This is a genomic window from Marseilla massiliensis (assembly GCF_023336985.1).
Classification (GTDB): domain Bacteria; phylum Bacteroidota; class Bacteroidia; order Bacteroidales; family Bacteroidaceae; genus Prevotella; species Prevotella intestinigallinarum.
On the sequence record NZ_JAMBLP010000008.1, the window covers coordinates 34,226 to 59,937 of the forward strand.

At 57.4% G+C, this 25,712-nt stretch carries 11 protein-coding genes; all 11 read right to left on the reverse strand.

The window, feature by feature from the left end; translation table 11 throughout:
• Positions 1-216: 216 nt before the first annotated feature.
• The 11 genes from M3089_RS07690 to M3089_RS07740 all read right to left on the reverse strand — a co-directional run bounded on the left by M3089_RS07690 (position 217) and on the right by M3089_RS07740 (position 25,711).
• Complete coding sequence (locus M3089_RS07690) at positions 217-2,229, reverse strand: sialate O-acetylesterase (RefSeq protein WP_249083107.1); 2,013 nt, start codon at positions 2,227-2,229, stop codon at positions 217-219.
• Between the two features lie 85 nt (positions 2,230-2,314).
• Positions 2,315-6,919 (reverse strand): rhamnogalacturonan lyase family protein, encoded by a 4,605-nt coding sequence (locus M3089_RS07695; RefSeq protein ID WP_249083108.1) that lies wholly within the window; start codon positions 6,917-6,919, stop codon positions 2,315-2,317.
• Positions 6,920-7,847: 928 nt separating this feature from the next.
• Positions 7,848-9,266, reverse strand: a complete 1,419-nt coding sequence (gene axeA1 / locus M3089_RS07700) for an acetylxylan esterase AxeA1 (RefSeq protein WP_249083110.1) — start codon at positions 9,264-9,266, stop codon at positions 7,848-7,850.
• Positions 9,267-9,423: 157 nt separating this feature from the next.
• A complete protein-coding gene (locus M3089_RS07705; protein WP_249083112.1) occupies positions 9,424-12,087 on the reverse strand; it encodes a family 78 glycoside hydrolase catalytic domain in 2,664 nt (887 codons plus the stop codon).
• 128 nt (positions 12,088-12,215) lie between these two features.
• Complete coding sequence (locus tag M3089_RS07710) at positions 12,216-12,890, reverse strand: SGNH/GDSL hydrolase family protein (protein ID WP_249083115.1); 675 nt, start codon at positions 12,888-12,890, stop codon at positions 12,216-12,218.
• 100 nt (positions 12,891-12,990) lie between these two features.
• On the reverse strand, positions 12,991-14,580 hold the full coding sequence (locus M3089_RS07715) for an alpha-galactosidase (protein WP_394802266.1): 1,590 nt from the start codon (positions 14,578-14,580) through the stop codon (positions 12,991-12,993).
• 337 nt (positions 14,581-14,917) lie between these two features.
• A complete protein-coding gene (locus tag M3089_RS07720; RefSeq protein ID WP_249083119.1) occupies positions 14,918-16,759 on the reverse strand; it encodes a RagB/SusD family nutrient uptake outer membrane protein in 1,842 nt (613 codons plus the stop codon).
• A gap of 12 nt (positions 16,760-16,771) precedes the next feature.
• Positions 16,772-20,059, reverse strand: coding sequence for a SusC/RagA family TonB-linked outer membrane protein (locus M3089_RS07725; RefSeq protein ID WP_249083121.1), 3,288 nt, complete (start codon positions 20,057-20,059; stop codon positions 16,772-16,774).
• Positions 20,056-21,783: a fasciclin domain-containing protein gene (locus M3089_RS07730; RefSeq protein ID WP_249083123.1), complete on the reverse strand. Its 1,728-nt coding sequence runs from the start codon at positions 21,781-21,783 to the stop codon at positions 20,056-20,058. Before M3089_RS07730 ends, M3089_RS07725 begins: the two co-directional genes overlap by 4 nt.
• Positions 21,784-21,808: 25 nt before the next feature.
• On the reverse strand, positions 21,809-23,944 hold the full coding sequence (locus M3089_RS07735) for a fasciclin domain-containing protein (RefSeq protein WP_249083126.1): 2,136 nt from the start codon (positions 23,942-23,944) through the stop codon (positions 21,809-21,811).
• A 15-nt stretch (positions 23,945-23,959) separates the two neighbouring features.
• Positions 23,960-25,711, reverse strand: a complete 1,752-nt coding sequence (locus M3089_RS07740; protein WP_249083128.1) for a RagB/SusD family nutrient uptake outer membrane protein — start codon at positions 25,709-25,711, stop codon at positions 23,960-23,962.
• Between the last annotated feature and the right edge of the window lies 1 nt (position 25,712).

Below are 25,712 nucleotides of genomic sequence, written 5' to 3' on the forward strand. Positions count from 1 at the left end.
CTGGGCCCGGTTTCCGGCCCTACCGTGTAACCATCTGACAGCCAAGACATTCCAGAACCACACATATCAACATGCAGCAAGGCCCGTTTCGCTTTCCGAAACGGGCCTTGCCGCAATGCAAAAGAGGCCGTTTTGAACGTCCGAATGGCTCTTGATGACTGGCATCAAGCATGATGTAAACTTTTATAATATATAATGCCGGAGCGCACGGGATGCCTATTTGAACAGATACTTGCGCCCGTCGCACACATAGAGCCCCCGCGACGGGCGCTCCACCGCCACTCCGTCGATGGTGTACCACACCCCGCGGGCCATGCCGCCGGCACTGACCAGCCCGATGCCCGAGCCCGTGTCTGCCACCGGCCTTACCACCTCGGCACCTGCAGCCTCGGCTGCCGGCAGCCGCAAGTAGGCCTGACCCGACAACTGGACGGGCGCCTTGAGCTTGTGGAAGTCTACCGAACCGCCAACAGCTTGAAGCACATAGTTGCAACAATCAACGCCCCCAACATTCTCGGTGGGGCCTACAGCGGACTCGCCAACCACCGGAACAAGCAGGTTGCGGGCAACGGCCGGGGCCGCCTTCACCTGCGGCGCCCCCACGAGACACTCCTCGCCAATCACCACAACGCCCGTATTTGCCGGGATGGTGTCCACCTGCTGCAGCGTCAGCACGTCGGACGAGGCGTCATAGTCGGTGGCCACGTATGCCTTTATCATGCCGGCATAAGGCCTGACGTCGCATGCCTTGTCGCTGCTGAAGGTCACCTTGCCATCGGCCCCAACCAATATCTGGACGTAGGGTGAAGCCACCTGTATGCTGTAGACATAGATTGCGCCTCCGTCCGAGTGGAAAACGAGGTCGACAGGCCCTGCCAGCGACTCCTTCACGCGCCACTCGTTGACCACCTTTCCCGTGGCCTTGCCGCCACCGCGGACAAGCTCCACCAAGTCGGCATTTTCGGTGGTGATGCCCCGTTCGCCCTTGGCCGACTCGGTGACGATGGTCACCGTCTGTCCCGGACTTACCTTAGGCACTGTCAGGTACAGGTTGTCGCCATAAAGACAGATGTGGTTTCCGGGGTTGACAATGATTCGGTTGCCCGTGCTGCACTTAAAGAACAGCCCCTTGGTGGCCGGAAACACGTAGCCGTCTGAAGCCGCCAGTTCCCGGTTTTCGGGCATTGCCGACGAATAGCGGTAGCCCAGCTTCTGGAACATGGGCCACGCCTTGTCGGCCTTGAGCCTCTCTTCGGCCTCGGGAGCCCACGCCTCGGTGAAGTCCCAACGGCGCTCGGACTCAACCTGCAGCGTGTCGCTTGCACCCGGCTTGTGGGGTTTCTCGGCCTCAACCATATCGCCGTCGACAAGCCTCAGCTCTACGAGTTTGTTGTACATCTGCTTGCCCAGATACTCGGTCCAGGCCGAGTCGAAGTGCAGGGCGTCCGACCTCAGCCCAGCGTCGCTCATGTCGATGCAGTAAACATTGGGCAACTCGGCAGCCACACGCAACTGTGCCTCCTCGACGCCGCGGCTGTACTGCTTGCTGGCATGCGGCACGGTGCCGAAGATGAACGGCAGCGTCTTGTCTTTCTCGCGCCCGGTCTTGGCGTACACCGCCGCCCTCATGTAGTTTATCATGTCCTTGAAGTTCTTGTAATAGTGGCCGGCCTGCTTGCGGTCGCTCTCTCCCTGGTGCCACATGATGGCCTTCACGTCATAGCCCTGGGGCAACTTCGACAGCGTGACGTCGGCGCAGGCGGCAAAGCCTTCGGTAAGCGACTTGGTGAGCGACTTGCCCTTGTTGATGTCGCCTCTGTAGGCATTGTTGCGCCCTATCCACCCTTCGTCGGCGCACCAAACGGGCAAATGGCTGTAAGTGGCAGCCGTGTCGATGGCCGTTCCGCCGTAAGCGCACTTTATTGCGTAGAATTCTGTCTGCAAAGACTGCTCGATGAAGTAGTTGGTAATGTCGCAGAAAGCAAACCGCTTGTCGAACTTGAAGTCGCCAAACGTACCGTCGCCCGACGACGTGACGTTGGTGTATCTAAGGTATTTGTACCCTCCCTTGAGGTAATATGGCAGCTTGTTGACATACTCGCGGCCGTCGGCGTTCGACTGCCCCGCCGTTATGAACACTGAAGCCGGCTCCTGGGCCGGGGCACAAACAGCACAGGCCGACAGCGCCACCGCCGCCAATGCCTTGCCAAATCTATGGATTATTCTCATGATGAAACAAACGTTGATTGGTTGAATTACTGTAGCAAAAGGGCGCGCACACCGCTGCGCGCGCCCTTTACATGTTGCCTTAAGGTCACTCCTTCACCATTTTGCGGTCGCCGACGATATATACGCCGGGTGCAAGCCCGTCGAGTGCTTTGTCGCGGCAGACCCCGCCACGCAGCTTGATGCCGTCGACAGAGTAGACATCCACGCGGGCCGCATCGGCCGCCACGCCCCCGATGGCGTCGGCAGTGGCCACCCGGAGCACACCCTCCGACAGGAAGTCGGAGCTGTCCCACGTGATGTCCTGGCCCGGGCTGACGGTCTTGATGATGAACGAACCGCTCTGCTTGCCCTCGCCGTCAAACACATCAAACTCGTCGCCGGCTGCGAGCATGCGCCCTTCGGGCACAACCACCAGCACGGTGTCGGCATTGTGGGTCACAGCACCGTTGAACTTATAAGAGTCATAAGTTCTCCTTGAGCCCGAACTGAGGCCGAGCCGCACCACGATGGTGCTGCCCTCGCCGAGCGTGAGGCTTCCCGTAGACTTCATCATGCCCGTCCTGTCGTCGTAGCCGGCAGAAATCACGCCGCCCTTGTTTACCACCATGGCAGCCGCCCCGGCGTAGCCAATGACACGGGCGCCGTCGTTTACAGTGATCGCACCGCTGGTGAGCGATGTCGGCGCGGCGGTGTAAGGATTGCAATAAAGGTCGAGCGCCCCCTCGTCAACCACAAGGTCGGAAGTGCTTTCTGTGCCGCTGATGGTCAGGGTTCCCGTTCCCCGCTTGGTAATAGTCTTGGCAGTGAGTCGCCCTGCATACTTGGTGCTGCTGTTGTTCTGGCCCACCTCGTAGCTGTCGATGCCGTTGCCCAGCTCGCAGTCGGTGGCCTTCGAGGCCAAAGAGCCCACAACCGTCTTCACCGCGCGGCTGTTGCCGCCGTTGTCGTTGTAGTGTCTCACGATGGCACCGTCGGCCAGCACGAGGCTCGTCATGCCCATGTCGGTGACGTTGTCCTGCAGGCGGAAGTTCTCGCCTTGTGCAGTCAGCGTGCCCTCAAACTTCGAGAAGTCGGCCCCAATGTCATTCCTCACACCGTCGGAAACGATGGTCAGGTTGCCCTTGCCGGTGAAGCTGCCGTTTATGTCGCCGCGAATGGTTCCCATGACGGTGTTGTCGGTGCCCTCAACCACGGTAACCTTATAGTTGAACTCGGGCCTCGTGCTTGAATTGTTTACGTCGAGCAGGTCGACAGTTCCGCCTGCCAGCACCATTGTCGAGCCGGGCTTGCAGAACGTTGCGTTCCATGCGCCCGTGGCAACCTTGCCCTGTCTCACTATGAGGCCGGCAAACGTGTTGTCTCCTTCGTATGTAAAGTTAAGCTGTCCCGGGCCGTCTTTCACCAGGTAACCGTCGCCCATGACAAGCCCTTTGAGCGAGATGGTGCCCGAAGCCGACGCCACGTTGATGGTCGCAGTGTCGCTCAGGGTCACTATGTGGTCTGTGGCCATGTTGGTGGCGTCTACTTTCAGCGTGCCGCCGTTGAGCTGCAGGTTGCCCTGTTCGGCCGTCGAGGCTCCTATGGAGCTGTTCTTTCCGCCGTCGGCGAGGTTGGTCACAGTGAGCGTTCCGGCGTTGATGACGGTCGGACCGGTATAGCTGTTGTTCACCAGCTCCATCCTCACTTCGCCCTTTCCGTTCTTTGTCAGACCGCCGTTGCCGCTTATTGCCCCTTCGCCCGAGAGCGTATAGGTGCCGTTGTCAAAGTCGAACGTCACGCCATCCGTCACCATGTTGTCGGCAACAGCCACATTGCGGTTGGCCGACTCGTCGTTGAACACCACGGCATCGTTGGTTACAAACGGCGTGGCAGCGCCGCCGGCAACAAAGTTGTCGGCCTTGTAGTCCCACTTGTCCGACTCGTTTCCTGTCCACACAACATCCTTCATCGGGGCTCTCGACTCGTTGACAGTGAGCACAAGGCGGTTGCCTTCCACCGTCACGTCGCAGTTCACGCCGTCCAGTCCGCGCATGGCTATGCTGTCGGGGTCGGCCGTGAGCTTGCCGGAACACTCGGCCAGCACATAGCTTCCCACGGCTATCTGCCCTTCGGCGGCATTGATGGTAAACGTGTTTGTGCCTTCAAGCGTCAGGTCGCCATCAACCTTGACATGCCCCATCTGCGCTGCCGAGGCGTTGAGTTCTATGTATACGTCGCCCGGCAGGGTCAGGCTCTTGCCAAAAGTCATTGTGCCAAACTTGTCGGCGTCATTTCCCGGCATGATGCGGCAGCCTTCGTAGTTGAGCGCCTTCTCAAACGAGATGTCGCCATTGAGCCTTGCCACGCCGGCCAGTGTGCCCTTGGCGCGCAGCTCGACCGGCCCGGCCACGGTGCCGTTGAGGCACAGCGTGCCTTCGCTTATTATGGTACGCCCGGTGAAGTCAAGGTTGATGTCGATGGTGGCAGTGCCCTGCTGCGACTTCCACAGCTCCATGTCGCCGGCCAGTGAGCCTGTGCCGTTGAAGGCATAGTCGTGGCCCTTGGGGTTCATTATGTAAACGGCCGAAGGCTTCAGCGTAGAGTTCACCTGTATTGGCTGCCCGTTTTGTCCGCTCAGGTCGAACACCACGCTCTTGCCGTCGGCGTAATCCTGCGCCGCAGTCATGTCAAACGAGGTGAAGCCCGAGCCCGACGCGCCCCATGTGCCGCCTCCCTGCCAACGCAGGTCGGTCACCATCACAGGCGGGAGCGGAGGATAGGGCATGTCGCCACCGAGGTAGAAGCCCGTGCACGGCATCTGGTAGTAGCCACGTGTGGTGCAGTCGAGACGGTAGTGCGGGTCTTCCTGCAGCGTGTAGAAGCTGTAGTCGGTGGGTATGTTGGTAGAATATGCAATCAGTCCGGTGCTGGTCTTGTCGTCCTGCTTCATGAGAACGAGCTCTTCGCGCCAGTCGCCGGTGATGTCGCCCATGAACGCCGGGCGCACGGCACCGCCCGCATGGACGGCCCAGTCGCTCTCGCGCGAGAACTGAATGAGGCGCGATCCGTCGTACTTGGCCACGTGGACGTTGGTGCCACGGCCGCTGCCGCCGCTCGAGGCAATCAGTTCGCGCTGCAGGTCGCCATCCCACCACACGGCCTCCACGGGGTAGGCGGTCTCCCCTTCCTTTATCACGTTGCCCTTGCAGTCGTAAAGGTTGCCCATGGTCGAGAACACCTCGTAGCCCTTGTGGGCCGGGTCTACGTCGATGCACCGCCCGCGCCCCACGTCGCCGATGGTCGGCAGGTACCACTCTTTGATGTGCTCGCCGGTGGCGGCATCGTAGAGCAGCTGCCCCATCAGGTTGGTTTGCTGTATTGCGTAGACCTCGAGCCCTGGCCGGTCGGGATCTATGTCGCTCACGTCGTAGCGGTCGCCATGGCCTATTCCGGGCGACATGACGAGCCCCTTGACCGAGTTGACTGCATAGCCGCCGCCGAGCTGCTCGTCGATGCCGTCGCCATCGACGTCGGCCACGCGCAACTGGTGGAACTCTGCGGCCGGCGGATTGGCGCTGCGCATGGGCCACGTGTAGGCGTGATGCCAGTTTTGGGGCTTTCCGCCCGTCCAGTCAAACGCCCACTCGCACATGTAGTAATGGTGGCCGTCGCTCTTTCGGCGGTTCATACACTGCACTGCAAGCGACGGGTGTATGCCATCGAAGTAGCATATCGAGAACGAACCTCCGAGGAAAGCATACTCCAGTCCGTTGTTGTCGTCGTAATAGTCGGCCCTGTTGTCGCGCCCGTAGCTGTCGGCCCCGTCGGTAACGGCCGAGTAGTTGAGTTCGGAGTGCACAATCTCCTCGCCCGTTGCACCGTCGATTATCGACACATAATAAGGCGGGGTGCGCTTGCCCTGCTTGGTGTAGTCGACAATACCGTCGGCATCGGTGTCGGCATCCTGGCTTCCGCCCACGTAGCTTCCCCACGTCTCGGCGGCCTTGTTCCAAAAGCGCGTGCCGTCAGAGCTCTTCACAATCACCTCGGTGCGCCCGTCGCAATTGATGTCGTAAGCCACCACCATGTCGCCCTGGCCGGCGTCGATGTCAACGTTAGGGCCCATGTCTACCGTCCAGAGGCAGCGCCCGTCGAACGTATATGCCTGCAGCTTGTGGCTCGTGGTTGTGGTGCCGGGGTCGGCCTGCCCTGCCAGTCCGCAGTATCTGCGGTCAACGAGCAGCGCGTCAAACTCGCCGTCGCCGTCGTTGTCCATGGGCCAGGCATACTTAAACTCGTAATTGTTGGGATTGAGCACCGCCGCCTCGAAGTCGATGTCCATGAACACATTGTTGTAAGCATGGCTTTGAAAGAGGAATGGGGAACTCTTGTCGCCTTCCGTCCCGTCGGGCGAAACCATGGTCACAGCCAGCTCAGTTCCGTAGGGTATGGTTGAAACCGTGGCCTGGTAGTTGGTGTTGACAATAGGTTCGGCGTTGACCTTGGTGTAGTCCGACGAACCTTGCTTACGCATGTACAGGTTGTACGTGCAGTTCTCGGGCTCCTGCGCCAGCTTGCGCCACGTCACGAGCACGTTGTCGCTGCCGGCCACGGCCACCACCGAGCGTCCCAGTTTCTGCTGTATCCGCTGTGCATACAGGCAGGATGGCAGCATGGCCGCCATCAAAAGACCGATGTAAAATTTTCTCATTGCCGTTTTGTCTTTTAGTTTTAAGCTGAGTTATGATAGTATTTTCTTCATCCGCATCACCCTCGGCAACCATGCGCGTCATGCTGCCGCGAGGTGCTACAAAAGCATTTAACGGCACAAAATTACCAAAAAACACCCGACATAAGCACGACAATCGTACAAAAACCGGTAATTTAGTACGCTTTGGCCCGCGGTTGCGGCACCGCAGCCTAAGCAAGGCGCGCCTCGGGGCTGCAACCTGCCGCCATGCGCCAACATGCCCGGGCCATGTGCCGGCGGCCGGGACGCTGTGGCAAGGCAGCCCGGGCGGAAGGCCGCCGCAGGCGATGAAAAAACGCGACACGGCAGCGCAAAGCCACCGGACGCGGCCCAACAGGCATCCCACAAAGGCCGTATTGCAGTGCGGAACAGGCCGTTTCGGGTCGTAAAACGGCCCTTATGGCAACGCAAAACGGCAGCTGTCGCAACCTGCTGTGGCACAGGCCGCAAGCTCGGCAGCAATTGACGGCAACGCCGGATGACAAAAAACCGACACGAAGCCTGCCGAGTGGGGCGGCGCATAAACCCTTTGAAAGACGGGGAAAGAAACAAAGCCATATCACCGGCGGTTTGCCGGCATGCAGGAGTTAAAAAAGGCCCGGCTTCACAGCCAGGCCTTTCCAGAAAAAGATATCTACCAAATGTACTTTCTAAAAACGTATTGTACTAACCAAAACTAACATAATCAAACTTTCATGAATGGCCGCCGCGAACAGCAGCCCGGCAGAGGCGCGCGCCCAACGGCAATCAGACCGTAGCGCGGCGCAGCCGACTCACGGGTGCAAAATTACGGCAACGAAACCATTGCAAAAGTATACTTTCGTCCGTTTTTTGGTAATATCGTACAAAAACGCTTTCGATATGTCTTCGGCAAGCCCGCGACGCGGTGTCAGCGCTCGCCTGCAACCACAGCCCCGGCCACCGCCTTTGCTATGGCCGCCGCCCCCTTGGCCGTGGGGTGAATGCCGTCGCGCTGCATCGAGTCAGACTTAGGGTCGAGCAGAGAATGGAGGTCGATGACCTGCAACTTGTTTTTCTTGGCCACCTTCTTTATCACGGGCATGATGCCGGCCACCACCACAGAGTCGCGTATCTGGTTGTCGTCTTGCTTGCCGCTGCCGGTGTCCGAGGCCACAGGGCAGCACAAGTAGATGGCAGGCTTCGACGGCAGCGCCTTCAGTTCGTCGACCATCTGCTGCAGGTCGGCGGCAAACTCCTTGCCGTAGTTGTCCCAGTTGCGCGGCTTGCTGTCGTTGGTGCCGAGCTTTACCACCACGATGTCTGGCTCGAAAGCCTTGGCCTCGGCCCATGCCTTCTCCTTCATGTAAGGGCGGTCGCCATGGTTGAGCAGCGTGCGGCCGCTGACGCCGAAGTTGCGCACGCAGTATCCGCTGCCCAGCTGGCGCTGCAATTGCGCCGGATATCCCTGCACGTCGGCCATGTCAATGCCGTGCCCGTCGGTGATGCTGTTGCCCACGCAAGCCACGCGCTTGGCCCCGGCGTCGGGTACCTTGAGGCTCTTGAGCCATGCCGAGAGCTCGCCGAGCATCTCGTTATGGTAGGCAAACGACGAGCGGAAGCCGAAGCCGTGGCCGCCCGAGGGGTATATGTGCATGGCGGCCGGTATGCCTGCGCGGCGCAACGCCGTGTAGTAAGGCAGCCCGTTGGTCAGGGGCGGCACGGCGCGGTCGTCGCCGGCCATGACGATGAAGGCCGGGGGCGTCTGGTGGCGGCGCACCTGCTTGTCGTTGGAAAACTCGTCGACAAGGGCCTTGTCGGCTCTGCCGTCGCCCAGGAAGCCCACCACCGAGCCTTTGTGTGTGACGCGCTCGTTCATCGAGATGACGGGATAGAACAGTATCTGGAAGTCGGGGCGCGCGTCGATGGGTGCATGTGTGGCAGTGGTCGACGCCAGGTGGCCTCCGGCCGAGAATCCCATGATGCCCACGTCGTATGGATTCACCTTCCATGCCTGTGCGCTGTCGCGCACGGTGCGTATGGCGTTCTGTGCGTCAGACATGGGCAGCGAGCGGTCGCCCTTGGGCATGCGGTAGGTGAGCACGCAGTAGGCTATGCCCTGGCTGTTGAAGTATTCGGCCCAGTCGGTGCCCTCGTTCTGCATAGACAGATGCGAATAGCCGCCGCCGGGGCAGCCCACAATGGCCCGCCCCGAGGGTGTCTCGGGCAGGAACACCTGTATGTTCGACGCACCATCGGGCGTCAGGTTGACGGTCAGCTTGCGCGCCGTCTGTGCCTGTGCGGCCACTCCGAGGGCTGCCACGGCACACAAAAACAAAGTCTTCTTCATGCTTATTTTTCCTTAATGTTATTTCAGTAGTCAGTAACCGAATGCAAAAATACAAACATTAAGGCTAACGCCACGCTGCTTAACGACATTTAACCCTAACAGGGCGACGGCGTGGGGCAGTGCCGGCAGCCACACGGCACCGCCCCACCCTGCAAAGTCAGAACACATAGTCGCCCGAGCCTATCTGGCGCACGGTGCCGTCGGGCAGGTGCACCTCGGCCGTGGTGTTGGCCGGCACAGACACCGCCCACCTGACAGCAGAGCCCTCGCGCCACCACTCGCTGCGTATGGTGCCATACGGCGAGCGGTGGGAGGCGGCCACACGGGTGAGCCGCCTGATGCTGAAGTCGGGCTTGAGCACCACCCGCTTGAACCCGGGACAGGCCGGGTCGGGACTGATGCCGGCCAGGTGCTCGTAGCACCAGGGCAGCAGGTCGCCGAGCAGCATGACGTGGTTGCCGCTGTTCATCGACGGGTTGGCGGTGTCGCCGTTCCACAGTTCCCAGATGGTGGTGGCCCCGCGGCTCACCATATATCCCCATCCGGGGTATGTGTCGGTGGTGGCCAGGTCGTAGGCCAGGTCGCCGCGCCCCATCGCCGACAGCTGGCGCATGAGCCACTGTATGCCTATGACGCCCGCGCTGACATGCTTGCCGTTCTTGGCCACTATGGTGTTGACAAGACTGTCGGCCACGCCACGGGCGTAGCCCTCGGGCACCATGCCCATGGCCAGCGGCAGCAGGTTGGCCGTGACAGTGCCGTTTGAATAGCGGCCCCGGCAGAGGAAGGTGTCGTTGACGGCCTTCAGCGTGGTCTCGGCCTCGCGCGAGTATGTCTCGGCATCGGCATCCAGGCCGAACAGCCCTGCATAGCGCTGCATGAGCCGGCACAGATAGTAATAGTAAGCCGACGAGATGAGCCGCCCGTCGGTCTTGCGGGCCGGGTCTTTGCTGTGAACGAGCTTCGGCGACTCCGGCGGAACGCACCAGTCGCCGTAGCGGTCGTATGGCACGAGCCCGCCATCATAGTTGTCGCGCCTTATCATGTCGAGAAACCTCTTTATCGACATGTAGCTCTCGCGCATGGGGCGCAGGTCGCCATACTGGCGGTAAAGCATGTCGCAGGCAAAAGGCAGGGCCGCCGGCCACGTGATGTTAGTGTTGTACAGCCTCCAGTAAGCAGGTGTCACGTCGCTGATGCGGCCGTCGGCACGCTGCCCGTCGCGTATGTCGGCAATCCATTTAGCATACAGCGAATGGTTGTCCATGAGGTAGCTCTCGCCCAGGCAGCCCGTGGTGCGGTCGCCGAGCCACGGCATTCGCTCGTCGCGCTGGGGGCAGTCGACGGGCATTCCCTTGTAGTTGCTCCTCACGCCCCGGCGCGCATTGGCCACTATGGCGTTGAGCATGCTCTCGCCCCCGGCCTCGTAGGCGGCGAAGCCGGTGCCCTCATCGTCCATGCGGTCGGCAATGAGCTCGCGCACCACGTCGCATTCCCCGATGTCGTCGACGCCAGTTATCTCGGCATACCGAAAGCCGTAGTATGTAAACTCGGGCGCCCAGCGCCGGCTGCGGCCGTCGCCCACATACCAGGCCGTGGCCTCGGCGCTGCGCAGGTTGGCCACATAGAGGGCCGAGTCGCCCGGGGCCAGCAGCTCGGCATGGCGTATGCGCACGGTATCGCCGGCAGCGGCCCTCAGCGTGAGGCGCAGGCGCCCTGCCCCGTTTGTGCCGAAATCTACAATGTGGCGCCGCCCGTAGCTGCGCACGGCCACCGGGCGCTCCGACGAATAGACGCTCATGGCCGGCGTGACATTGCCGCGCAACACGCCACCGGGCGCGGCCACGACGCGAGCCCTGGCCCAGCTGCTGTCGTCGAACGAGGCCTCGGCCCAGCCGGCCACGCACCGCCGGGCATCGAAGAGCTCGCCGTCGTACTCGTTGGCATAGCGTATGGGGCCGCCGGCAAAGAAGCGCCAAGTGGAGTCGGTGACTATGGTGTCGGCCTGCCCGGAGGCATACTCAACGATGAGGTTGGCGCGCAGCTTGGGGTAACCGTAGGTGGTGCGCACGTTGGTCTGGTAATTCTGTGTCTGGGCAAAATAGTGGCCAGGGGCAAGGGCCACGCCCACGGCATTGCGGCCCGCAATGAGCGAGGTGACGTCGTAGGTGTCGTAGGCCACTGTCTTGGTGTAGTCGGTGGGCACGGGCGTGAGCACGTCGGTGCCCACCCGCCTGCCGTTGATGTAGAGGGCGTAGTTGCCCAGTCCGGAAATGTGGATAGTGGCTCGGCTCACGGCCCCCTTGCCGGCCCGGAACTCCTTGCGGAAGCAGCGCACCGCCATGCGGCTGTGGCGCTCGGCAACGTCGCCGGGCAGCAGCGAGTCGAGCCCAATCCATTGTCCCCGCCAGTTTTCTGGCGACATGAGGCCCGTCGACCACGACGACGGCTCGCTCCACACGGCGTCGCCGACGTTGGTCTTGACAAGCACACGCCAATAGTATTTGCGGTTGGGCTGCAAGGGGGCGGCCTTGTAAGCCACCCATTGCGACGAGTCGGAAGCCACGGTGCGGCTGTCCCACACGTCGCCCACCATGCTCCGCGCATTGTCTTCGGAAGACGACACTATGATACGGTAAGACTCTTGGCGGACGTTGCGCCCGGAAGAAACTATCTGCCAGCCGAAACGGGGAACGGCAACGTCGATGCCCACAGGGGCCACACGGCCCTCTACCGTGAGGCGCGAAAGACTGACGCCCGACGCCGACGCCGCACAGGGCGGCATGAAGGCCAAGGCCATGATGATGTTGGTAAACTTCATAATTGCGATTTGTTTTGTGCGGGCCCATGGCTGACGACGGCCTGGGGCACCAGGCAGCCACAGCCGCCACTGTTGCCTCCAACCGCCGATGGGCGCCGAAAGTCATTGGTAAACGGTTTGTTGGCGCATCACTCTGTGTATTGCAGTATAAACGACTCGGCCACCGGAAGGAAACGGTCGTGCCCCCGCGAATTGAGGTGGGCCGTGTCGCGGGTGCCGCCACCCTGGAAATAGATGCGCCGGAAAGTGGCGCTGCCGGCATAGATGCCACCACGGCGGGCAGCGTCGAACACGGGTATGCCGTAAGAGCCGCACACGCTGAGCATGGCGTCGACCACACGCTCGCGGTTGCTACCGGCAAAGCCATCGCACACCCACGGCGTGAAGAAAACTATCTGGGCACGTGGATATTTCTCGATGAGCCCGCGGCAAAGCACGCCGAGGCGCTCGCGGAACAGGCCCATGCCTATGCTGTCGAGGCGGGCGGCATCATTGTGCCCGCCAATGACTACGACGAGGTCGAGCGAGTCGGCCATGTCGGCATAACGGCGGTACATGCCTTCGCCCCAGCGGGCAAGGTCGACGGAGATGCAATTGCCGTTGCGGCCGTAATTGTAATACCTCATGCCATGCTTCATGGCAAACTTATAGTGCCATGTGTTCTCTACCGGCTCACGGTGGTTGCGCACATAGCTGTCGCCGATGACACCCATCTTCTTGCCCATCAACGGGTCGGGGTCGCCGGCCACGGCACTGGCTGCGGCTATGATGGCGGCAGCCATAACTAACAGTATTTTCTTCATAAACAAAAAAACATGCATAAACGTAAACGGTAACGGCAGGCTGCCGTGTGACCACGTCACGCCCGGCGCCCTTCAGTCATGCCGGCATGCGGGGCAGCTGTCAGCGCCCGCCACTGCCGGCAGGGCGAAGCTCGAAGCGGTCTATGTCGACAGTCCAGCCGTAGGGATAGCCCATCTCGACGGTGTTGAACCCCTTGCGCAGCGTAATGGGTATGGTCACCGTGGCCAAACGCCCCTCGGAGGCGAGGTCGTAGAGGCGCGTGGTTGTGCCATTGACCGTGACCTCGAGCCTGCGGCGGGCGGCGGGCACATAGGTGATGGTCATGTCGTAGGCGCCGCCGCGGCTGCTGTAGACGTCGCTCCAGCGGGCTATGTTCTCCTTGCGACCGCCCAGCCACGACACCACCATGCCCCCCGAAGCGTCGGGGTTGGCGGCATAGAGCACCTGGTGCTTCACCTTGCCCAGGGCATCGAAACAGGGCAGGTAAGCCCACTCGGCCTCATAGGCCACCGGGTCGGTGCGGTAAAGGCCCTCGGCACGCAACAGGCGCAGGCTGCGGGCAGGCAGGTCGCACACTATGCTGTCGCTGACGGGCTCCAGGTCGCAACGCCTTACAAGGTCGCGCAGCCTCACCCGGCCGCCAAGCTCGAGCAGCGACAACGGCACATTGAAGTGGCAGGCAGAGTCGGACGGGTTGTAAAGGGCCACGGCACGCTCCGTGCCCCGCCTGCACCCGATGTCCTTGGTGAGCACATAGCCCTCGCCCTCGTGCTGAACGACGTAGGCCTGCAGCCCGAGCGGGTCTTGGTTGAGGGCTATCAGCTCTTCGTTCTTTATGAGTGAGAGCGACGCCTCGGGTATGGTCTGCATGTCGCAGCCTATCATGAGCGGCGAACTCATGATGCACCACATGCCGAAATGCACCTCTTCTTCATTGCGGGGCATGCCGCGGCCAATCTCGAGCATGTCCATGTCGTTGTAGTGTCCGCCGCCACAATAGGCCGACAGGTATAGGTTGAGGTCGATGATGCGCTTGACCGACGACCAGCGGGGGCGTATGTCGGGGCTGATGCGCCACGAGCGGGCAATGCTGCGGGCCCATGTGCCGGGGAAAGCCCAACGGCAGATGTTGATTTCCACGTCGCCACAGCCCACACTCTTGAAGGCCTCGCTTATCTCGGTGTATCGGCGGCGCTCGTCGAGGTTGAGCTCTGTGCCCGCCCCGCAATAGTCTATCTTGATGAAGTCGAAGCCCCAGTCGTTGAAATAAAGCTCGGCATCCTGCCGCTCATGGCCGTACAGGCCGGCCCAGAACCCGTTCTCGTCGTTGTCGTAACGCGAGCCGCATGTGTGGCTGCCTGCATCGGAATATATTCCGGCCTTGAAGCCCAGCGAGTGGATGTAGTCGGCCACGGGCCGCAAGCCGCGCGGGAAACGCTGCGGATGGGCATGCATGAGGCCTGTGCTGTCGCGATAGCCGAAAAAGCCGTCGTCGATGTTTATGTAACGATAGCCTGCCGCCTTGAGGCCCTTGGCCACCATGGCGTCGGCCTGGCGCATGATGAGCGTGTCGCTGATGTTTACATGATAGGTGTTCCAGGAACTCCAGCCCATCACTGGCGGGTCTGCGGCAGCAGACTCTTCTGCTGACGGCGAGGCCACTGCACGGACTGTTGGCGGGGCTGCCATGCAGGCAAAGGCATTATGCAGGCAAGCCAGGGCCAATGCACAGCCATAAAGGGATAAACGGTTGAAATATGTCATCATTATATGTATTGATTGTTTCTCTGACGCCAATGCCGGCCTGCGGGCCGCTGCCATGGCACTGCGGCAGCCTCTGCCGGCTTTCGTGCGCAAAGTTAAGCATCGGCAACGACAATGGCATTGTCATTTCGTACGAAAAATATGAAATACGTACGAAAACGTCCCGCGTGACGGCGGTGTAACAAATGAACAAACAAAATGGCCGCATGCGCGCCCATGCGTGCATGCGGCCATTGCATGTGAAAAAACTCAATTTATGGCATTACTTCATCGGAAGATACCAATTCTGCTCGTCTTCAAGATTCTTGACCGGATTCTTGAACGCCAGCTTGCGGGCAAGCCAACGGCCTCCGAAGTTGGTGCCGTAGCCGGCAGGGCTCGACTCGTTCTTATGGCGGGCCAAGCGCATGAGGTCGGCATAGCGGCAGCCTTCGAAAGCAAACTCCATGGCGTACTCGTCGCACAGCAAGTCTTCTACAGCATTGACGATAACGGCGAGAGAGTCTTCGCTGCCGGCAGAGGTCACTTCAAACATGCTCTCTATCTCGTCGAGCTTGCGCAAAACCTCGGTGTCCATCTGATAGAGCGAGTAAACGCCGTCGATGCCGCTGGCGTCGCTGCAACCATGGCGATGGATGCCGTAGTTGCGCGCCCCACCCGTGCCGCTGAAGATAGAGGCACCCTCGCCTATCAGGAACGGATAGCGACCGGTGAGCAACTCCTTGGTGCCATCGGTGATGTAGGTCGTATCCGCGAGCAGGTTGGTGGTAAGGCCGTCTTTCAAGATGGCGAAAGCTGCGTCGGGATAACCCATGCGGTTGAACGCCTCAGCCAGATGCAGCCACACGGTGGAAGAACGGTAGAGAATGATCTGCGGTGCATAAGTGAACAGCCTTTGATACTCCATGGTGTCGACGCCGCCCACATTGCTGCGCTGAACCACGCGAGCCTTTGCACGCTGGTCGCCAATGCTGAGCGCGCCCTTCTCGTTCTCATGGCCGGCAAACCTCGACGTGTAGTAATAAAGAGAGTTGTTGGCCAGCGACTTGTAGGCAGAGGACGGCACTATCTGCTGCTCGTCCATGAACTTGGCCTGATACTTCTCGTCCGTAGTGGCATCTTCGTCGCCGGAAGTTAGGTAATAGTCAAAACCGAACAACTTGGGTATCTCCGACGTAACTCCCTTAAACTTGTTCAGCGCCATGGGGAGATAAGTGATGCGACCGTCGAGTGACGTTGATGTAGATATGAGAGAAAAGTTATTAGAGAACCATTGGCCGGAAGACTCTGGCAGGAAGTCGTTGGGCAAATTGAGATCCCACATATTCGACAATTCAACAGGAGAACGCTGGTCGCTGGCCACCATCTTATACTTAAGCAGGTACTTGAAGTAATAGTCGGCAGCCTCGGCATAGCGCCCGGCCTCAAGATAGAGCTCGCCAAGGATAACGTCGACGGGGATGCACATTGAGCGAATGTAATAGCTGCCAATGACACCATTGCCGTAGGGCAGGTCGAGCCCACTGTAACGCCTCAACGCGGTGTTGCCCTCGTCGGCCAGGCGTGCAACAATCTCCTTGATGCCAAGCTCCTCAGACTTGTCGTTCTCGATGTCGCTCAAAGAGGTGAGCGGCTTGGTCACGAACTTCACCTTGCCGTAATTGCGGGCAAGCTGCAAGTAAGCCCACGCACGGAAAGCCAGCACGGTGGCATACTCCGACTGTGTGACATTGTATGTACCGTCATACAAGGTGGTGTCGCGATTGGCAATGTAGTAGTTGCAGTTGTTGATGATGCGGTAGTAAACGTAAGCGCTGTCGTACTTGTTGGAAGCCGTGGCGCTGAAGTTTGCCATTTCACGCAAGTTGAGGTCTGAATGCACGGTGACGTCGACCAGGTCGCCACGCATCTCATTCTGAATGTAGTAGGCGTCGGCAGCCTGCTGCACTGCCTGCATTATGCCCAGCACGTAGAACAAGGAGTCGGAGGCCTGCCCGATGGAGGGCAGCTCAACCTCGCGGCTTGTCTCAACGTCGAGCATATCGCTACATGACGACACAAAGAGCGTCATCATACAGATAACTGAAAATATTATCTTCTTCATGATTTCGTTTTCTTATAGATTTATCTTCACTCCAAAAGTAAATGCACGGCTTTGGGCAAGGTTGCCACAATCTATGCCCTGGTACAACGAACCGCGGCCAATGCTGAACTCGGGGTCGTTGCCAAGATAATTGGTAAGAGTAAACAGATTGACTGCCTCTGCCCACACAGCAAGACCCTGCAGCCAGCTGAAGTTGACAGGAACGCGGTATGTCAGCTTGAGGGTCTTCAGGCGCAGATAGCTTCCGTCTTCAATCCAACGGTCGCTGAAGCGGCTGTTGCCCATCGGGTCGCCATAGGCTATGCGCGGAATGTCGGTCACCTGGCCTTCATAGTGCCAGCGGTCGGTCATTGCCACCTGCTGATTGTAGAAGTTGCTGCCCGAGTTGAGTATCATGCGCTGGTAGTTGAACACGTCGTTGCCGAGGCTGTAGTTGAAGTTGAGGCTGAGCGTGAAGTTCTTCCAGTTGACAGAAGCAAAGATGTTGCCGTAGATGTCGGGATTCGGGTCGCCGATGACCGTACGGTCGCTCTCGTCAATCTTGCCATCATCGTTGCGGTCGACGAAGTGGATGTCGCCAGCCTGGAAATACATTTCCTTGCCGGTGTTGTCGAGCATGTAGAGATACTCATGGCCACCGTCCTGCTTTGCTGCTGCGCGTGCGGCTGCATCGTCGGCAAACACACCGGCTGTCTCGTAGCCGTAGAACAGGGCCACAGGGTTGCCCACAGAGGTGAGGATGTTGTCTTCGCCATATATAGAAGAGAGGTAATCGCCATCAGGCAACGACTTGACCTCGTTCTTGTAGTGGCCCACAGTGGCGCCAATCTCGACATCCCAGTCCTTTGCCACGACGGGCTTGCCGGAAAGCATGACCTCGAAACCGGTGTTTTGAATCTCGCCACTGTTGGTCCAGTAGTTGTTCTGGCCGGCAATCGGGTCGGTGAAGGTCTTCAGAGTGAGCAGGTCGCTCGTCTTGTTGATATAGTAATCAAAGCTCAATGCGACACGGTTGTGCAGCAAGTTGGTCTGCAAGCCCACGTTGAACTTCTTCATCGTCTCGCTCTTTATCTTGTCGTTACCGATGTTCTTGAGCTGCAAGCCGGCCTGGTTGTCGTACTTCACCATGGCGTAAACGGTGCGCACGGCATTGCTGGCAATGTCGTCGTTGCCGCTGATGTCGTAGCCAACATTGAGGCGCAGATAGTCAACTCCGGCATTCTTCGGGAACCACTTCTCGTTGGTAACCACCCATCCGGCCTGTACACTGGGGTAAACCTGCCACTGCACACCGAACATGCTGAGCCCGTCGCTGTTGTCGCCGAAACGGCTGTTGGCCTCGCCAAGGAGCGACAGTGTGAGGAAATAACGGTTCTGGTAGTTATAGTCTACGTTGCCGTACCACTGTATCTGCTTCCATACATCATTGGCACCGAAGGCCGAGATGATGTTGTTGGTGTTGGCAGAAATCTGCGGGTTCTTGTCGTCCTGGCGCGTTGTGTACTGGGTTGAGATACCGTCGCCGTCGTACGAGAAGTAATTGTAACGGAAACCAACGAAAGCGCTCAGCGAGTGGGCACCGAAGATGTGAGAGTAGCTTACTCGCGTGTTGCTGAGGATGTTGTTCTCCTTGGCATAATATGTAGAGAACTGGTTGTAAACCAAGCCTACATCGGGTATGTTGAACCCGGCCACACCCGTGTTAGGACGGTAGTAGCGCTGCGAGTTGCGGTTGAGGGTATAGCTGAACGCTGTGGTAATGCGCCAGTCGTTGCCCAACTTAAGCGTAGGCTCCAACATTGCCTGGAAGTAGGTGTTCTCAAGGAAGTTCTTGTTGTCGCCGTGAGCCTGCGCCAGAATGGCCACAGGGTTTGAAAGCGAATGCTCCGTGCCGACAGCGTCAAACAAGTCGTCGGCCTCGCTGAGCAGGTTGGAGAATCCTCCCAGGTACTGGTTGTACTGGTAAGGTGCAACCAGCGGCGACTTAATCTGAGCGAGGAATGTGGGCGATGTCGGTGTTGCGGCATCGAAGTCTTCCTGCACGCCGTCGTCTTTCAGGTCGTTCTGCATTCGCGAAATAGACAGGTTGAACTTGGTTGAGAGATTCTTAAGGATGTTGATGTCGGTGTTGAAGCGAACGTTCATCCTATTGTAGGCATTGCCTTTTGAGGTTGTCTCGCCATCGACATAGCCCACAGAGAGGTTGTACATACCGATGTTGTCGCCTCCTTGCACATTGATGCTGTAGTTCTGCGTCAATGCCGTCTGGTAAACCTCGTCCTGCCAATCGGTGTTGTTATGATACGTATGGTAGTAATAACCATTGGGATCATCGTTGAGGAACTTGAATGCCGACGAGTTGACGTCGAGGTTGGGCACTGTGCCGAGCATCTCGGTAGCATAGATGCGATACTGAGAGGCATCCATGACGGTCTGCAGGCGTGGCATCAGCGTCACGCCTACCGAAAGGTTGGCGTCGATTCGCGTTGCCATGCTATGGCCACGCTTGGTCTCGATGAGGATGACGCCATTGCCGCCGCGGGCACCATAAAGGGCTGTGGCGTTCTTCAGCACCGTCACCTTCTCTACGTCGGCAGGCATGATATTGCCCAGCATATTGAAGAAATTGCCGCTGTGCAGCACCGCACGGTCACGCTGCATGTCGAGCTCTACGCCGTCGACGATGATAAGCGGCTGCGAATTAGCATTCAGTGAGTTGATGCCTCGGATAAACATGTCGCCTCCGACGCCAAGCATTGCCGAACGCTGGGTGGTGCGCATGTCTGCCAGCAACTTGTCTTCAAGCTCTGTGTCGAGGGTGTAGTTCTCTGTTGCATCAGACTTGATGGAACGCGAAGCCGTGATGTTCGTTGCGTCTTCATACATCGGGCGATACTTGTCGCTCAACATATAGATAACGAGATCGTCGCCCTTGCCGATGGCAACCTGCTGCGATAGGAACTCTGGCGAATAGACAAACAGCGAAGTGGTGAACTTGGGTACCTTGATTTCGAACTGCCCCTTCTCGTCGGTCATGGCCGTGTAACGGGCGTTGCCAAGCGCCTTGACCTGAATACCGGCCAAAGGCTTCTTGCTGGACTCCTCGAATACGGTTCCCTTGACAGACACGAGTTCATACTTCTCCGGCTCAATCTTTGGAGCTCGATGAACCGAAGAGGCCTGCTCATCGTCGGCAGCAACTTCATCCTGAGCGTAAGCCGGCACAGCCAACCCCACTAAAAGTGCGAAGAAAGCGTTCCTGAAAAACGACTTATGGATATTATATATAACAGTGTTCATAATCTTTCATCTTCTTTTTTTAAGTACTCGTCATAATCAACCGGACGGAGAATCAAACCGGCTATACGCATCCTGTTGCCATAGTTCTTTTCCTTTGAACTATAAACGTTGCGGTTAATCTTGACACTGACATACGGCTTGCAATCATCGCTGATGCCAACGTATGCATATGGGAAGTCAACCTCGCCTACCAAGAATGTGTCTATCTTGTTGAGATTGGCCGAGTCGGTGAGCAGCTTGGTAAACTTCTTGGTAGGAGACGAAGCGGTTCCGATATTGCCTTTCTCGTTCATATAGTTCACATTGACGTCAAACTGGATGATCTTCTCTTGCTCGGTTGAGTTCTTGTTGATGCAGGCCGGCACGAAAACGACATAGAGGTTGTATTTCGTCGACCTTATCCCATTCAGATAGAAATATGCCTCCGGACGAGCCGTTCTGTCGTTGTTGGGAACGAGGTCGATATACCTTGATATGTAGTCGCCAACGCTCTCGTTGAAATCGTAGGTCGTCACCTCGACAGTGTTGACAGCGGCCTCCTTTACCAAAGGACGTACATCGGTGCTGTAAACATTGACGCTGAGCTCGGGATTCCAAACCTCCCAGGGCTTAAGAGCCAAAGAGTCGACACGGCGTGCATAGCCGTTGCTCATCTTCTCGGGAGAGCCGATAGTGTGAGACACTATTTCCTCGCCACCAGAAAGCTTGATATGGGAAGTTGTCATGAGGGTATCGAGCAAACCATTCTGCGGGCCGTCCACCTCGTCGAGCCAGAAATTGTACTTGTTGCTATGGGCAAGTATAAGGCTTGAGCCAATGCAAAGCTTTGCAAGAGAGTCGGTCAGGTAAGCCCCATCATAATCCTTGTTGGCCTCGCTCTTTGTCAGCACAGACCCAACTCCGTCGGTAGTGATAGGATAATACTTGGTCTCTGTGTTGTATTTGAACGAGTTCTTGATTTGGTCGTATGAGCTGGTGTATGCCTCATCAGTTGGCAACAGCATGGTGTACATACTGTCCTCATTGTTAATCTGGGCATTCAGCTCCCTGAACAAGGTGTTGTTCATTATCATCACAGAGTCGCTGTAGGTCTGCCGGCCCAGAGAGTCGATAGGCCCGGGCACACTGTTCTTGATATCCAACTCCTCTGACTCATATTTCGCAAAATATGCAGCAATGAGGCTGTCGGTGTCTGCCTGGTCGAAGATATACTCATAGATGTTGGGCAAGTATTGCACCGCTCCGTCCATCACGTGGTAAATACCGTTGATGCTCGGATTGTTGAGGCTAACTATGTTGTGGTCGCCGTAGGTGCATCCCTCGATGTTTTGCAACTCAAACGACTTCTCGTTCAAGGTGTGAACACGCTCGTTGATGCTTGAAGACACCGTGAAGTTGTAGTCTGCCACATGGCTCTTGATAAACCTGTCGACGAGCGACGTGCTGTCCATCTGGTCGTAAGTGGCATAGTCGAAGGTGCCGTTCTGCGGTGCCCACACGGTATAGAATCGAGTATTGCCAAGCTCCTTGTCGTAGCCAACTTTATAGAGCAATGACGCAAACTCAGTAAGGTCGCTGCGCGAAGAAATGTTCTCCCAAAGAGTCTTCTTGCTTTCAGGCGAACCTGTCTTGTACGCTTCGTTGTAATCATCGAAGTCGGTGCATGAAGCAGCAAGCAATGTTGCTGCTGCTATCATGCTGTATATACATTTGTTACGTATCATAATTCTTTTTTGATTTTACAAGGAATCAATACCAATCCTCAAGATATTGCTGGTTCTGAGCCACACCTATCGGAACAAACTCTATATAATCAATCTGGAACTTGCGCTCAAGGTTGCCGTCGTCGAGCACTGTCTTGAGGCGGAGCCAGTAGTCTTGCTGACGCAACTGGCGTGTGTCGAGGATGCGGCGGAACTGGTGAGGGATGAAGCGCACGATAAAGGCATCGGTGCTCTCGTTCTGGCGCCTTACTGAAAGCGGGCCACGCAGGAATCCGTGTGAACGCATTATCTTGTCGGTCTCAAGTCCGCGGTCGGCGTAAGCCTCGGGGTGCAACGACTCATCGTCAAGCCTTACAAAGCCCATGGCCTTGATGGCTGGGTCGTTCTCGTCCATGGCCATGCGCATGTCGAGAGGTATGCTCAGCGGCTCCATCGATGCTATCTCGGGCTTGTCGCCGATATACAGCTGAAGCATGGTGCCGTGGGGCATACAGTCAAGGTTGATTCGCATCTCGTATGTTCCGTCCGGCACGGGCGGGAGCTTGATGGCAAAGTCGAACACTCCCATTCCCTGGAATGAGTCGCCCTTGTATAGCGAGTATGCCTTTGAGCCCGGGTCGGCCACGAGGTTCATGTCCAACTGGGTATTGTTGCCGTTGAACACAACCACATTGTCGAAATAGTCAACCGGGAAACGCACGCGGCCGGCCGACTTGCCACTGTTGAGTGCTGTGACATCCTTTACATAAGCGCCACGGAAACCGTTGTCCATCGTCTCGCCGAGCAGGGTAAGCGCATCGAAACGCATGCGCTCGTTGAGCACGCCCAATGGCACTTTGCCATCGTAAAGCAAGATGTCCTTGATAGGATAGACATATCCGTTGAGCGGCTGCTTGAGCGAGTCGACGTCAACCTCAACGCCTTTGTACACCATCTGGTGCATTGCTGCAGAACCGACTGTCTCGATTCCGTCGGTCAGGGTGTTGTTCTGGACATAGCGGTTGAGGTAAATCTTGTCGCCCTCAGATGTCACTTTCCATGCCTTGATGAGCGTCATGGGAAGCATGGTCTCGTAATAATCGTATGCGTCGCCGGTGCATCCGTGAGTGGTGTGGGTGTTGTTCTTGAACGCCAGCACATTTGCATTGACAGCTGTCTTGAGTATATGGTAGCTCACGAACATGTTGACCACGTTGTTCTGCTTGGTATAGTCAGACGACATGTCGACCTCAATGTTATTGTTGCGGAAGTAGTCGTACCATCCGGAAGTCATGCTGCGCGAACCGGAAGCGGCATTGCCATACCACTCCTTGCACTTTGCAACAAGGTCGTCGAAGTTGTTGATGCCGTTAGCCTTGAACACATCGTTGGTCTCGGCAAACACAGTGAAGCCTTTCTTGCACTCGGTCGGTATATAGTAACCGTCCTTTGAAGCGGGTGCCTGGGCCGAAAGAGTCTTATACTGAGTCTCAAGCTGCTTGTCAAGACCCGTCCGCTCGAGTGCCTCATAGAATATGGAGAAATGCACAGAGTCGGTCTGGAGCTCGCGTGCCACAAGCTTGTTTGAACGCTGGATAACCCTGTCAACAGCATGCACGATACCATTCACCACCTCATAGTCGCACAGCGTGCGGTCTATAGGGGCATTGCCATTCACAAGAATCTGGCTTCCGCTTGCACCGGCAGTGATGTAACGGCCAAGCAATGTGCGGTATGTAGCACCGGTAGAGGTAAGCATCTCGGTGGTGGTGAGCTCGGTCTTCAGCAAATGGAACATGGCGATGTCTTCGCAAAGGCTGTCGCTCAGTCCCTCGAGAGAGTTCTCCGTCATGCCGTTGTGAAGCAAGTTGCCGGCGTCGTCCACGCTTTCCTTGTCATTATACAGACTGTCAATATACCTCATCACAGCCCTGTTGTTGGGTGCAAAGCAAGTATACTCTCCATAAGAGCTCAATATCCTGTCTTGTCCTGAGCGCTGCAGAATGTAATTGAAGTTGCTATATGCCGAATCATTGTTTACAAGGAAGTCATAAATGGTCTCTCCCGTAAAAGTGAATCGGTTAGACTCATCCGGCTCAGCCGTACAGGAAGACAATGCTATACACCCGGGGATGAACACAGCCCCGACTGCCTTAAGCAATGATTTCACGTTGATTTTCATATTCTAATTTCCTTATTATTGTTTCTGAATACTTTCCATTTTCTCGTATGCCGGGTTCTGCTTCAGCAAGAAGTTGACTTTCATCTCACTTTGCTTAACCGGGAAGTAGAGGTAAGGCTCTGACTCCATTGACATCTGCACGTCCGAACCGAGGATATTGCCGAGTATAGTGCTGGTCTTAGCCATGTTCGACAGTCCGCCCATCTCGCTCAGAAGCATATCGGGATGAAGAAGTGCCGACTGGTCGTTGGCATCTCCCGAACGCAGGCTCCTGTAAGTGTAGCGCATCAGGTCGAACCAGCGCTTGCCTTCGAAGCACAGCTCACGCTGACGCTCCTCGAGCACGAGCTGCTCCATGGCCGACTTTGAGTTGTAAGAAGAGAACTGCAGTGTGTCGGTGGCTGTGGGTGAAGATATAGCCAGTGAGCGCTTGTTGACCGTGTTGACTATGCTGAACGCACGCTGGAGGTTGTTGGCGTCAGAAGCCTCAAGCTGCACAAGGGCCTCTGCCTTCATGAGCATCACGTCGGTGAGTCGGTAAACTATCCAGTTCTGGTCAATCTTGGTATTCCCTGGAGTGATCACTGCAGTAACGGGCTTGAGCGAGGCTTCGGTATTGCCAGTTCCCGTAGGCGACACCATCTTGAACACTGTCAACTGAGTTGCATCGGCGCTCTGCACATTGAAGCAGCTTTCAAACCAACGGTAATCTTTGTCTTTGATAAACACATTGCCGTCGCCTGCCGTTGCAAACCTGCTTGCCGGAGCCATCATCAAGCCGTAGGTACGGGCTTTGTCGTCATAGTTCCAATAGCAATGCATAAGGCCGCTGTTTGAAATGTTCTCACCATCGAGCTGCAACTCAAAGATGCTCTCCATCGAGTTGCCTTGGATGAAATTGTATTGATAAGCATACTCGCCCGGATAGAGGGGGTAGCCGTCGTGGTCGATGTTTCCGATGATGCTGGGGCCAGAGGCTTGGTTGTCTGACAAATACCTTGCTTTCTTCGACTCGATGACTGCGTCGCAATAGTCAACACACTTGTCATAGTCGTCCAAGTTGCCCGTCATGGAAGCGCGCCAAAGGTACACGTCGGCCAGGATGGCGTTGATGGCATCGCGGTTGATGTAACCAACGCTGCGCCAGTCGGTGTATCCGTCGGGTGAAAGCGGGGTCTGCAGCGCTTTCTGCAAATCCTCTATGCACTTGTCGAGCACGGTGAGCGGAGCCTGCTGCGGAATCTCGAAATTCTGGCTGCTGTTGAAATAAGCGCCATCGGTCACAGGCACGTCGCGGAAAGCACGCACAAGATAGAAGTAGCACAGCGCACGCAGGGCGAGCATCTGCGACTCGTCGGTGCGGAGCGTTCCCTCGGTGTAGCTCGGGTCGATGCTCACCACCTGCGGAGCCTTCTCAAGAACGATGTTGCACTTGTTGATTACAGAATAGAGAGAAGCCCAGTCTGAGAACTGGTTTTCGTAGTCCATCGTTCCCACCTTTATCTCCTCCAAGTCCGTACGCTTCGAGTCGTTGAACACAATCTCGTTGACCTCAAGCTCGTCTGAGCGGAAGTCGCCCCAAACGATGCAGCGCTCTATCACGCCCGCCTGGCTCATCTCTTTATAGGCAGCAGCCACCATCGACGTCACGTCGTCTTTGGTTTTCCAGAAATCCTCGCCAATGACCACATCGTTAGGCAACACTTCTGTGTCAATGCAGGACGTCATGAGCATGCCAGATAATAAAAACAATATATATTTCTTCATA